Below are 12,426 nucleotides of genomic sequence, written 5' to 3'. Positions count from 1 at the left end.
CCATGCGTGTGCTGATCATCGAAGACGAAGAGAAAACCGCCGACTACCTGCATCGCGGCCTCACCGAGCAAGGCTTCAGTGTGGACCTGGCGCGCGATGGCATCGATGGCCTGCACCTGGCACTGGAGGGCGACTATGCCGTCATTGTGCTGGATGTGATGCTGCCCGGGCTGGACGGCTACGGCGTGCTCCGCGCCCTGCGTGCGCGCAAGCAGACCCCGGTGATCATGCTGACCGCCCGTGAGCGGGTCGAAGACCGTATCCGTGGCCTGCGCGAAGGCGCCGATGACTACCTGGGCAAGCCCTTTTCGTTTCTGGAACTGGTGGCCCGGTTGCAGGCACTGACCCGCCGCAGCAGCAGCCATGAGCCCCTGCAGGTTCAGGTGGCCGACCTGTGGATCGACCTGATGGCACGCAAGGCCACGCGGGCCGGCAAGCGCCTGGACCTGACCGCCAAAGAGTTCTCGCTGCTCAGCGTGCTGGCCCGCCGGCAGGGGGAAATCCTGTCGAAGACGGCAATTGCCGAACTGGTCTGGGACATCAATTTCGACAGCGACGCCAACGTGGTCGAGGTCGCGATCAAACGCCTGCGGGCCAAGCTCGACGGGCCGTTCGACCAGAAACTGCTGCACACCATTCGAGGCATGGGTTATGTCCTGGAAAACCGTGCGGGGTAACTCCATTGCGCTGCGTTTGTCGGCGTTGTTCATCCTGGTGGCGTTGGCCGTGTTCCTGCTGATCGGCTCGGCCCTGTATCGCCAGGTCGACCGCAGCCTCGACCTGCTGCCGCAAGCCGAGCTGGAGGCGCGCTTCAGCGTGCTCGAATCCACACTCAACCGCTACGGCACGCCCGAGCACTGGGCCAAGATCATCAACAAGCTGAACCTGCTGAGCGAGGAAGACAAGCGCATCCGTTTCTGGGTGGTCGGTAGCGACCCCGGCTATGAATATGGCCAGCCCAGCGCGCGGGTGCGCCAGTTCGCTGAGGGCGCGCAGGGCATGCGCGACCTGCGCCTGCCGGACCACCCCTACCCGTACAAAGTGCTGGTCAGCGAGCTGCCGGCGCTAGGCCAGCGCCCGCCACTGCGGTTCTTGATTGGCATCGACACCGAAACCTTCTGGCAGGCCCAGCACAGCCTGCTGCTGGCGATCATCGGGCTGGCGGTGCTTGGCGTGCTGCTGGCCTCGGTGCTGGGCTACTGGGTCGCGCGCATCGGCTTGCGCCCTTTGCTGGCGCTTTCCAGGGAAGCCCAGGCACTGGCCCCGCCACGCCTGGACGGGCGCCTGCAAACCCAGGCCCTGGCCCCTGAGCTGGCGCAGTTCGCCAGTGCCTTCAACGCCGCGCTCGACCGGGTCAGCCAGGCCTATTCACGGCTGGAGGCGTTCAATGCCGACGTTGCCCACGAGCTGCGTTCGCCGCTGACCAACCTGATCGGCCAGACCCAGGTGGCGCTGACCCGCGGGCGCAGCGCCGAGCACTACTTCGAAGTGCTGCAATCGAACCTGGAAGAGCTGGAGCGCCTGCGCAGCATCATCAACGACATGCTGTTCCTGGCCAGTGCCGACCAGGGCAGCAAAGCCACTGCCCTGACCCAGGCATCGCTGGCCGAAGAGGTGGCGACCACCCTGGACTACCTTGACTACATTCTCGAAGACGCGCAGGTCAGCGTCAGCGTCAGTGGCGATGCCCAGGTTCCCATCGAAAAAGCCCAATTGCGCCGGGCGTTGATCAACCTGCTGAACAATGCCGTGCAGCATACGGCGCCGCACCAGGTGATCCAGGTAAGGATCGTCCCCGGGCCGCAGCAGGTCAGCATTACCGTGAGCAACCCGGGGCCGGCGATTGCCGACGAGCACCTGCCGCTGCTGTTCGAGCGTTTCTACCGGGTGGATGCGGCGCGCAGCAACAGTGGGGGCGGTAACCATGGCTTGGGCCTGGCCATCGTCAAGGCGATTGCGCTGATGCATGGCGGGGACGTGTTCGTGCGCAGTGAAGCGGGGGCCAATACATTCGGTATCCAGCTCCCGACCTGTAGGAGCGGCCTTGTGTCGCGATGGGGTGCGGAGCAGCCCCTGGTTCAATGACCGGGCCGCAATTGTCGCGGGCTGGCATGCAGCTCATCGAGACACAAGGCCGCTGCTGCAAAGGCAGCGTCTAGCCTGCGGCTTTCAGACGAAAGTCCTGTTGCTTTTGCGTACATCGTTACCTTTTGCGCAACAGTGCTTATCGCACTTCGCTCTGTTTCAAGTGCAATGAAAGGACTAACTTTAGCCCATCCTCATTAGCACTTGCACAGCAAGAAGGTAGTTTCAAATGTCCAACAGTATGGGTATTGCCAGCGTTTTCGTCCTGTCGTCCCTGTTGTTGTCGCCCCTGGCCATGGCCGAAGAATCGCCGGCGTTCGTCAACCGTAACAACGAGCTCGCCGCCGTGCACCAGGAGGCCCGCGAAAGCGTTGCCGCACACAAGGCCGACGTGATGAAAGATGCTGAACAGACAGCTTCCAAGGCCTCTGTCGATGCCAAAGCCGACAGCTGATCAGGCGCTGTTGTTGCTTCCACTTTCCCTTGGCTACGCCATGGGCACAGCCTGTGCCTATATGTTAGCCTTTTAAAGCCGCTGCCCATCAGCGGCTTTTTTTATGTGCCCATAACTCTCAGCCCGGCTGTAACGTTCACCCATAAGAAAGACGCACATTCAAAATAAAAACTGCCCCACCGCCAGACCAAAGGAGCTTCTACCGGTGCCTTCCGCGTTTCGTTTTACCCCGTTTTTCATTGCATTGACTGTAACGATCCCGTGCGCCGCCCAGGCAGATGAAGACAAGGCTGATGGCTTCATCGAAGGGTCGTCCTTCAATCTGCATCTGCGCAATGCCTACTTCAACCGCGACAACCATAACGCCGGCGTGCGCGATACCCGCGAGTGGGGCCAGGGCGCAGTAGCGCGGTTCGAGTCGGGCTACACCCCGGGCACGGTCGGTTTTGGCCTGGACGCCCATGCCATGCTGGGCCTGAAGCTCGACGGCGGCGGTGGCCATGCCGGCACCAGCATCCTGCCCGCGCACATCAAGGACGACGGCGAACTGGGCGCTGCACCCCATTCGTTTTCCACCGCTGGCGCTGCAGTCAAGCTCAAAGCCTTCGACACCGAACTGAAGGCCGGTGACCTGTTCCTCACCAACCCGGTGATTGCCGGCGGCGAAACCCGCATGCTGCCGCAAACCTTCCGCGGTGTGAGCCTGACCAACACCAGCGTCGACGGTTTGCTGCTCGAAGGCGGCCAGGTGAGCTTCACCCACCCGTACAACCAGAGTGGCCACCGCCGCATCGACACCTACTACGGCTCGCTCGACGAACACGACAAGAGCAAGCACCTGAACTGGGCCGGTGCTTCGTGGAGCGGTACGCCGAACATCACCGCCAACCTGTACGCCGCCGAACTGAAGGACATCTGGAACCAGTACTACGCTGATTTCGACTACACCTACGTGGTCAGCGATCTGGTCAGCCTGAACCCCGGTGTGCACTTCTATCACACCCAGGACACCGGCCAGGCCCTGCTGGGCAAGATCGACAACAACACCTACAGCGTGCACTTTACCGTCAACGCCGGGTACCACAGCGTCACCGCCGCCTACCAGCGGGTCAATGGCAACACCCCGTTCGACTACATCAACCTGGGCGACAGCGTGTACCTGGACAACTCGCGCATGTACTCGGACTTCAACGCCCCCAACGAGCGGTCTTGGAAGCTGCAGTACAACTATGACTTCGCAGGTGTCGGCGTGCCTGGCCTGACCAGCTCGCTGTCCTATTCGCGCGGCGAAGCGGACCTGACCAAGGCCACCCAGGACACCACCCATTACGACTACTACCGTGCCGATGGCAAGAACGCCATGCATTGGGAACGCGACCTGGACCTGAAGTACGTGTTCCAGGAGGGTGACCTGAAGGACCTGTCGGTGCTGGTGCGCTATGCCACCCACCGTGGCAGCCAGGGCTATGCCTCGATCGACAGCAACAGCGACAACGACGAACTGCGGGTGATCGTCGATTACCCCGTGAACGTGTTTTGACCCGCCTTTATAGGCAGCACACCTGAACGCCTGTGGGAGCTGGCATGCCCGCGAACACCGGCAAAGCCGGTGCCATACACCGCGGCGCTTGCTTTGCGGGCACGCCCGCTCCCACAGGGTTCAGCGTAAATCCAATATGCAGTACAGCGTGATTCCGTCGGAGAAATCTTGTCCGACAATCCATGCTTCCCTAGAATACCGCCGCCGCGAATGGCCCTGCCCTTGCAGTAGCGAGCATGCCCACCCAATCCCCGCCTCGAGCATTCTACAGGTCGCACCCCGAGCTGGCCCTCAACCTGGGCAGTTGCCTTGCCGTGCTCGCTATTGTGGCGATTGTCAGCTACCTGCTGGCACGCGAGCGGGACAGCGTCGAGCAATCGGCAATGCGTTCAGCCAATAACATCGTGCAACTGATCGAGAGCGACATCCTGCGCAATGCCGAGCTTTACGACCAATCGCTCAAAGGGTTGATCTGGGCCGTTGGGCGCAAGGAGCTTCCGGAAATTCCCGGCCCGTTGCGCCAGCGTCTGCTGTTCAACGAGGCGTTCGTCGACCGCCAACGCGGTGACGTGCTTTGGCTGGACAAGCAAGGCAACGTGGTCGGTGACTCCACCAGCAGCGTGCCGCGCCAGGCCAACTTTGGCGATACCGGCGTCTTCAGGGCGCACCAGCACAATGCTCACCTGGGGCTGCTGGTGGGCCCGCCATTCAAGGCCAAACTGGGTGACCTGGACTGGTGCATCAGCTTCAGCAGGCGTATTTCCGGGTCGCAAGGCGAGTTTGCCGGGGTCGCCGCCGGGGCGCTGCGCCTGTCGTATTTCAACGACTTGTTCCGGCGCCTTGATATCGGCGACGATAGCAGCATCAGCCTGTTGAACACGGATGGGCAGCTGCTCGCCCGCCAAACCCCACGCCCAGAAACGCTTGGGATCGGTACCAATTTTGCCGCTCGGCCGAATTTCAAACGCATTCTCCACGAGCAAAACGGTAGTTTCACCGCACCCGCGACCAGTAACGGCCAGCCACGCATGTTCACCTTCGCACGGGTGGCGCAGTTACCGCTGATCGTAGTGGTGCAGCATTCAGCTGATGAGGTATTCCAGTCGTGGCGGCGCACGGCCACGGTGGTCAGTGTCGCCACGGGTGTGTTGTGCATCGGCATCCTCTGGCTCACCTTGCTGCTGGGCCGGGAGTTGCGCCGCCGCCATGAAGCCGAACAGGGCTTGGCGACACTGGCAGCGACCGACAGCCTGACCGGCCTGGCAAATCGCCGTCGACTGGATCAGGTATTGCGCCAGGAATGGGCCCGGGCGCAGCGCAATCACACGCCACTGGCATTGCTGATGGTGGATGTCGACCACTTCAAGGCATTCAACCAGCGCCATGGTCATGCCGGTGGCGACCATGCCCTGCGCGAGGTGGCCAAGGCAATCGAGGCATGCCTGAGGCGCCCTGCAGATCTGGCTGCTCGCTACGGTGGGGAGGAGTTTCAGGTAGTGCTACCGGAGACCGACCTTTCAGGTGCTCAAGTGATGGCTGAGCGCATCCGTCGGAGCGTAGAGGAACTTGTACCGTTTGCCGATGATGCCCGTGGGGTCACGGTCAGCATCGGCATCGGTCTGTCTGGCACCCAGTACGACCTGGCGAGGTTGCTGGGTGCTGCGGACGAGGCCCTCTACCGGGCCAAGGCCAAGGGCCGTAACCGGGTAGACGGGCCAGAGGCTTAAGAGCGGGCGCGAGCAGCGTTGCGCAGTGCTTTCACTTGGTCGTGGTTGCGCTGCACGCCTTGCAGTTGCTTCTCCACCAGGGCATAGGTAGTGTCTGAGGCAGTGCGGCCCAGTTTAACCAGCTTCTCGCGGGCTTCCTTGTAGGCCTTCAGGGCATGGTCCTCACCGCGCTCCACTTCGTTGAGCACTGCTTCTTCATCCTTGCCGGTGACCATCGCCTTGAGGTTGACCCAGCCGCGATGCAAGTCGCCACTGATGCTGGTAGAGGTTTCCGGGTCGCCACCCAGGCGGCGCACTTCGCTTTGCAGTTCACCGGCCGCATTGGCGCATTCGCCGGCGCGCTGGACGAAGAACGCTTTCAGCTCAGGGTTCTTCACATCATCGGCCGAGGCCTTGAAGCCTTTCTCACCATCCTTGCTGTATTCGATCAGGTCGTTCAGTACATCGATCACGTCTTTGTTCGGGTTGCTCATGGTAAAGCTCCTTGGCAGGTGATAGTCATCTGGATAGGAGCAGCGTTCGTGCCAACCTGGAATGATCTTGGATACCCTTTAATATCAACAGCTTACATAAGAGCCCAAAAAGCCGGATACCGGTGTTCTGCATGATTACCGCTTGGGCGCTCGTGCAGATTGCAGTATGGTCGGCGCTTCATCATAACCCGGTCTCTTCTGATGAACCCCGAAACCCTGGAACTGTTGGTGACCCGCACGATGCCCTTCGGCAAATACCAGGGGCGATGCATTGCCGACTTGCCGGGAGACTACCTGGCCTGGTTCGCACGCAAGGGTTTCCCTACGGGGGAACTGGGGGGGTTGCTGGCGTTGATGCATGAGATCGACCATAACGGCCTGGGTGATCTGCTAAAGCCATTGCGGCAAAAGCACGGGTGAACCCGCTCCCTCAGGCTGGCCCGCACAATCTGCAAGCCTGCGCGAATCCTGTAGGAGCGGGTTTACCCGCGAAGAGGCCAGTACTGCCTATACAAACCGCTAGCCTTTAACCGGCGCCACGGCCAGCTCCACCCGCTCACTCTTCTTGATCACGGCATAGACCACCGCCGTGAGCAAACTGCCCGCGACAATCGCCAACAGGTACAGCAGCGCGTGGTTGATCGCATTAGGGATAAGCAGCACGAACAAGCCGCCATGCGGGGCCATCAGCTTGCAGCCGAAGTACATCGACAATGCCCCGGTCAACGCACCACCGGCGACACTGGCCGGAATGACCCGCAGCGGGTCTTTGGCAGCAAACGGGATCGCCCCTTCCGAGATGAAGCAGAGCCCCAACGCCAGGGCCGCCTTGCCGGCTTCGCGCTCGCTTTGCGCGAACTTGCGTCGGGCAATGAAGGTGGCGATACCCAGGCCGATGGGCGGCACCATGCCCGCCGCCATGGTCGCGGCCATGGGGGCGTAGCTCGACGAGGCCAGCAGCCCCACCGAGAACGCATAGGCGGCCTTGTTGATCGGCCCGCCAAGGTCGACGCACATCATGCCGCCCAGCAACAGCCCCAGCAGAATGGCGTTGGTGGTGCCCATGCTGTCAAGGAAGCGGGTAAGGCCTTCCAGCATGGCTGCAACCGGCTGGCCGACCACGTAAATCATCACCAGGCCGGTGAACAGGCTTGCCAGCAACGGGATGATCAGGATCGGCTTGAGCGCCTCCAGGCTGCTGGGCAAACGGGCCCAGCGGGCGATGGCCTTGGCGCTGTAGCCCGCCAGGAAACCGGCCACGATGCCGCCAATGAAGCCGGCACCCAGGGTGCTCGCCAGCAGGCCACCGATCATGCCCGGCGCCAAGCCGGGGCGGTCGGCGATAGACCAGGCAATATAGCCCGCCAGCAGTGGCACCATCAGTTTGAAGGCCGCTTCGCCACCAATCTGCATCAGCGCCGCCGGCAAGGTGCCGGGCTCCTTGTAGGCCTCGATGCCGAACACGAATGACAGCGCGATCAGCAGGCCGCCCGCCACCACCATCGGCAGCATGAACGACACGCCAGTCAGCAGGTGCTTGTACACCCCAGTCTTTTCACCCTTGGCGGGCGCGGCCGCCGCGGCATCGGCGCTGTTTTCCACCTTGCCTTCGGCCAAGGCCTTGTCCAGCGTGGCCCGCGCCTGCTTGAGGGCGACCCCGGTACCACAGCGGTAAATACGTTTGCCGGCAAAGCGGGCGGTGGGCACCTCAATGTCGGCGGCCAACAGCACCACATCGGCCTGGGCGATGGCTTCGGCAGACAACGGGTTGCGCGCGCCGACCGAGCCCTGGGTTTCCACGGTGAGCTGGTAGCCCACTTGTTGCGCGGCCTGCTGCAAAGCCTCTGCGGCCATAAAGGTGTGGGCGACACCGGTCGGGCAGGCTGTGACTGCAACAATCTGCACACCGGCAGAACGCTCTTCCAGCGCCGGCTTGCCTGGGGCATCCGTGAGCAAGCGGGCGTTGGCCGCCGCCTCATCGAGAAAACCTTCGCGGTCGGCCAGGGCCTGCGACGGCGTGCTCTGGAACAGGCGCTTGCCGACAAAGCGGGACAGGTCAACCGGGCCGGTGCTGACCACCAGCACCCAGTCGGCCTCGGCAATTTGCGTCGCGCTCAGTTGCCGCTCGGGGTGTTCGGCATCCTGCACCTCGACACTGGTGCTCCAACCGCGCCGCTGGGCTGCGGCAGACAGCAAGCGGGCACTCAGCAAACTCGACACCTGGCCATTAGGGCAGGCGGTGACAATGGCAATGTTCATCGGCAACCCTCTTGTTGTTCTGTCAGTTGCACGGCCGCCTGCAGCCGAGCCAGTTGCTCACGGTCGCAGATGCCGAAGCCAACCTGGGTGACGGCCTGGGCGGCGATGGCGGTGGCCCGGGACAGGGTCTGCGCGGGTGCTTCGCCCTGCAGCAGGCCATGCACCATGCCGGCGACCAGGGAATCCCCAGCCCCCACCGTGCTGGCGACCCGCACCGTGGGCGGAACTGCGTGCAGCACGCGGTCGCGCATGTACCAGCTGACCCCCTGCTCACCCGCCGACACCACGACGTGTTCGATGCCGCTGGCCAACAGGCGCTCGGCAGCGGCGCCTTGCTGCGCCTGGGTAACCACAGCCTCACCGAGCACTTCGCCCAGCTCTTCGGTGTTGGGCTTGACCAGCCACGGCGCGCTTTGCAAACCAGCCCGCAAAGCTTCACCGCTGCTGTCCAGGGCCACCTTGAGGCCTTGGGCCTTGAGCTGTTCGAGCAATTGTTGGAACCACTCGGCGCTGACCCCACGCGGCAGGCTGCCGGCCACCACCACCGCATCGTGGCCTGGCGCGACCTGGGCCAGGCGGCTGAGCAAGGCATCGCGCGCCGCCTGGTCCACCTGCGGGCCTTGGCCGTTGATGTCGGTCACGCGGCCATCGGCTTCGACCAGCTTTATGTTGCTGCGGCTTTCACCCGCCACGCGGACAAAGCAGTCGGCGAAGCCGCGCGTTTCAATCAGCGCCTCGAACGGTTGCAGGTTGTCGCCCCCGAGGAAGCCGCCCACGGTTACGCTGTGCCCCAGGTCGGCCAGCACCTGGGCGACGTTCAGCCCCTTGCCGGCGGCGTGGCTGTGCTGCGCCTGGCTGCGGTTGACTTGCCCTGGGCGCAAGGTGCCCAGGCCGATGGTGATATCCAGCGCCGGGTTCAGGGTAAGGGTGAGGATCTTGGCCATTCAGTAACGCTCCACCAGCGCGCGTACCGCTGCCGCGCTGTCCTGTTGCAGGGCCTCGCGCGCCAGGGCGCGGGCCGTCTGGTGATCGGCCTGGCGGACCAGGGCCTTGACTTCGGCAATGCTGCGCGCGGCGACGCTGAGTTCATCCACGTCCAGGCCCAGCAGCACGGCGACCGCTTGCGGGTCGGCCGCCAGCTCCCCGCACACACCTACCCATTTGCCATGGGCATGGGCGGCACGCACCGTCATGTCGATCAGGCTGAGCACCGCCGGGTGCAGGCCGTCGGCCTGGGCCGAGAGGCTCGGGTGGCCACGGTCGATGGCCAGGGTGTACTGCGTCAGGTCGTTGGTGCCGATGCTGAAAAAGTCCACTTCGCGGGCCAGCTGTGGCGCCAGCAGGGCTGCCGAGGGGACCTCGACCATGATGCCCAGTTGCAGGTCGGCGACCGGGATTTCGGCACGCAAACGCTCGACCATGGCCCGCGCCTCACGCCATTCGTGCACCTGGCCGACCATGGGGAACATGATACGCAGCGGCCGCTGGTCGGCGGCCCGCAGCAACGCGCGCAACTGGTCTTCCATGACGTGCGGGCGCTGCAGGGTCAAGCGCACGCCGCGCACGCCAAGGAACGGGTTTTCTTCGGCGGCAATCGGCCAATAGGGCAACGGTTTGTCACCGCCGACATCCAGGGTACGTACTACCAGCGGTCGCCCGTCCAGGCCATCGAGCACACGGCGGTACTCGGCCTCCTGGGTGGCCACGTCCGGCGCTTGAGGGTGCGCCATGAAAATCAGCTCGGTGCGCAGCAGGCCCACGCCCTCGGCACCTTGGTCCACCACCTTGGCGATGCCAGTGCTTTCGCCGATGTTGGCAAACACCTCGACTGCATGCCCATCACGGGTAACCGCGGGCTCGAAACGGCTGGCCCAGGCAGCCTGCAAACGCTGCTCGCGCTGGTCGCGCTCGGCCAGCGCGCGTTGCAGCTCATCGGCCGGCGGCGCCACGCTGACCGTACCGCGCTGGCCATCGAGCAGCAGCGGTGTACCGCTTTGCAGCAGCAGTATTGCGGCCCCTGCGCCAACCACGGCGGGGATACCCAGGGCCCGGGCGACGATGGCGCTGTGCGCGGTCGCGCCGCCCTGGGCGGTGACGATACCGGCCACCCGGCTCGGGTCCAGCCGGGCGACATCGGAGGGGCCCACTTCGGTCATGACCAGCACGTAGGGCTGCTCGGGTTCCACTTGCGCCTGCACCCCGCACAACTGCGCCAGCACGCGACGGCCCACGTCACGCAGGTCGGCGGCGCGCTCGGCCAGCAAGGCATCGTGCAAGGCCTCCTGCTGGCGGGCCGCAGCCTCGATGACCGCCATCCACGCGGCGGCGGCGCTCTCGCCTTGGGCCAGGCGCTGTTCGACATCGTCGGTCAGGGCGGGGTCGGCAAGCATCTCCTGGTGGGTGACGAAAATCTCGCCAATGGCTTTGTCGCTGCGCTGCACCAGCGCCTGCAGTTCACTGCTCACGACCGCCAGGGCGTCGCGCAGCTTCTGCCGCTCCTGCGTGCACGACTCGCCACGCAGGGGGTAGTCGAACTCGCGCTCGACACACACGTGCGCGGGGCCGCTGGCGATGCCTGGGGCGGCGCCCACGCCTTGAATGCGGCTCCCGGCCGGTGGCGCTTGTACCTCCTCGGGCGCGGCCTCCGGTTCAGCGCTGGTGCCCTGTGGCAGCGGCTCGACTTCCTCGCCCAGGCCCTGCTCGATGGCGGCCAGCAGCGCTGGCAAGGCATCGGCGGCAACCGCGGGTTCGGCCAGCAATTCCAGCACCTGGCCACGGCGGGCGCCCAGGCTGAGCAGCTTGCTAAGGCTCTTCACCGACACCGCTGGCTGCGCGCTGTCGGCCAGACGCACGCGGATGTCCCCTTCAAAGCCTTTGGCCAGCTGCGCCAGCACCTTGGCCGGGCGGGCATGCAACCCATGCGGGTTGGCCAGGACCACGCGGGCGCAGGGCCAGTCTGGGGGTGCCTCGCCTCCCAGTACCTCCAGCACCGCACGGCTACTGGTGGCCTGGTAGAGCGTCTGCCCACGGCCTTCGATCAGTACTTCGCACAGCCGCTCGAGCAAGGCCTGGTGGGCAGCCCCGAGGCTGGCCAGGCAGAACAGGCCATTGAGCGGCTGGTCACGGTAGCGCAGCGGCTGTTGCGGGGTGACGAAGGCCAGGCCTGGCTGGCGCACCTGGCGCTCGCTGTGCAACCACCACAGGCCTTCGCCCAGCGGCAGCGGCTCGGCCTGCTGCAGCACGGCGGCAAAACCGCTGTCGACGCAGTCGGCGCGCTGCAACAGCCGGGCCCCACGCCAGGCCAGCTCGTCGAAGTCTTCGGCCGGCAGGTTCAGGCCGACCAGTTGCGCATCCAGGGCCAGCGCTTGCGGCGCGCCTTGCAGCAGCTTGAGCAACGCCTCGGCGGAGCTGGCCCGGCGCAGCGCTTCGGCCAGGTCGGTTTCGCCCAGTGCACGGGTCAACAGTTGCAGCAGGCGCAGGTGTTCATCGGAACGCGCAGCGATGCCGATGGCCAGGTAGACCATCTGCCCATCACCCCAGTCCACCCCTTCAGGGAACTGCAACAGGCGTACGCCGGTGGCATACACCAGGTCACGGGTTTGCGGCGTACCATGGGGAATGGCGATGCCCTGGCCAAGGAAGGTAGAGCCTTGCGCCTCACGGGCTTGCAGCCCTTGCAAGTACCCGTCGGCAACCAGGCCATCGGTAACCAGCCGGTCGGCCAGCAGGCGCAGGGCCTCAGCCTTGTCGGCTGCCGTCTGACCCATGGCTATCTGCTCCTTGGCGAGCTCGAGCATGACCTTCTCCTTATGCAGTTCCCGTTGGGGGTACTGGAGTATTGTTGTGAAATTCACGTAACGGCCAGGGGCTGGCTGCAGGCCTCGAGCT

General features: G+C 64.4%; 10 protein-coding genes. 6 read left to right on the top strand and 4 right to left on the bottom strand.

Annotated features, from left to right (window positions below; translation table 11 throughout):
* Window positions 1-2 precede the first annotated feature (2 nt).
* The 5 genes from GEV39_RS03835 to GEV39_RS03815 all read left to right on the top strand — a co-directional run bounded on the left by GEV39_RS03835 (window position 3) and on the right by GEV39_RS03815 (window position 5,806).
* Window positions 3-677: a heavy metal response regulator transcription factor gene (locus GEV39_RS03835; protein ID WP_173887621.1), complete on the top strand. Its 675-nt coding sequence runs from the start codon at window positions 3-5 to the stop codon at window positions 675-677.
* Window positions 652-2,085: a heavy metal sensor histidine kinase gene (locus GEV39_RS03830; RefSeq protein ID WP_173887620.1), complete on the top strand. Its 1,434-nt coding sequence runs from the start codon at window positions 652-654 to the stop codon at window positions 2,083-2,085. The genes GEV39_RS03835 and GEV39_RS03830 overlap by 26 nt, the downstream gene beginning before the upstream one ends.
* 229 nt (window positions 2,086-2,314) lie before the next feature.
* Complete coding sequence (locus GEV39_RS03825; protein ID WP_173887619.1) at window positions 2,315-2,539, top strand: hypothetical protein; 225 nt, start codon at window positions 2,315-2,317, stop codon at window positions 2,537-2,539.
* A gap of 205 nt (window positions 2,540-2,744) precedes the next feature.
* Entirely contained in the window at window positions 2,745-4,079 is a 1,335-nt protein-coding gene (locus GEV39_RS03820) for an OprD family porin (RefSeq protein WP_173887618.1), read from the top strand.
* 236 nt (window positions 4,080-4,315) lie between these two features.
* Window positions 4,316-5,806 carry a sensor domain-containing diguanylate cyclase gene (locus GEV39_RS03815; protein WP_173887617.1) on the top strand — a complete coding sequence of 497 codons (1,491 nt, stop codon included), beginning with the start codon at window positions 4,316-4,318 and terminating at the stop codon, window positions 5,804-5,806.
* Here the strand turns inward: GEV39_RS03815 and GEV39_RS03810 are convergent.
* A complete protein-coding gene (locus GEV39_RS03810; protein WP_173887616.1) occupies window positions 5,803-6,279 on the bottom strand; it encodes a ferritin-like domain-containing protein in 477 nt (158 codons plus the stop codon). The two genes, GEV39_RS03815 and GEV39_RS03810, sit on opposite strands and share 4 nt — an antisense overlap.
* A gap of 201 nt (window positions 6,280-6,480) precedes the next feature.
* Here GEV39_RS03810 and GEV39_RS03805 point away from each other — a divergent pair, with 201 nt between their 5' ends.
* The gene (locus GEV39_RS03805) at window positions 6,481-6,699 is read left to right on the top strand and encodes a DUF3820 family protein (RefSeq protein WP_173887615.1); all 219 of its coding nucleotides are present in this window, start codon (window positions 6,481-6,483) and stop codon (window positions 6,697-6,699) included.
* A 99-nt stretch (window positions 6,700-6,798) separates the two neighbouring features.
* Here the strand turns inward: GEV39_RS03805 and GEV39_RS03800 are convergent, their stop codons facing one another.
* Genes GEV39_RS03800 through ptsP form a run of 3 tightly spaced genes read right to left on the bottom strand, consistent with a single transcriptional unit; the run spans window position 6,799 to window position 12,335 of the window.
* Window positions 6,799-8,538, bottom strand: coding sequence for a PTS fructose-like transporter subunit IIB (locus GEV39_RS03800; protein WP_173887614.1), 1,740 nt, complete (start codon window positions 8,536-8,538; stop codon window positions 6,799-6,801).
* The gene (pfkB, locus tag GEV39_RS03795; RefSeq protein ID WP_173887613.1) at window positions 8,535-9,482 is read right to left on the bottom strand and encodes a 1-phosphofructokinase; all 948 of its coding nucleotides are present in this window, start codon (window positions 9,480-9,482) and stop codon (window positions 8,535-8,537) included. The genes GEV39_RS03800 and pfkB overlap by 4 nt, the downstream gene beginning before the upstream one ends.
* Window positions 9,483-12,335, bottom strand: a complete 2,853-nt coding sequence (gene ptsP / locus GEV39_RS03790; RefSeq protein ID WP_173887612.1) for a phosphoenolpyruvate--protein phosphotransferase — start codon at window positions 12,333-12,335, stop codon at window positions 9,483-9,485.
* Window positions 12,336-12,426: the final 91 nt, after the last annotated feature.

The sequence above is a fragment of the Pseudomonas sp. NY5710 genome (assembly GCF_013305665.1).
GTDB classification, from domain to species: domain Bacteria; phylum Pseudomonadota; class Gammaproteobacteria; order Pseudomonadales; family Pseudomonadaceae; genus Aquipseudomonas; species Aquipseudomonas juntendi.
Note: the sequence above shows the minus strand (reverse complement) of the source record. Positions and strands in the feature narration are given on the sequence as shown.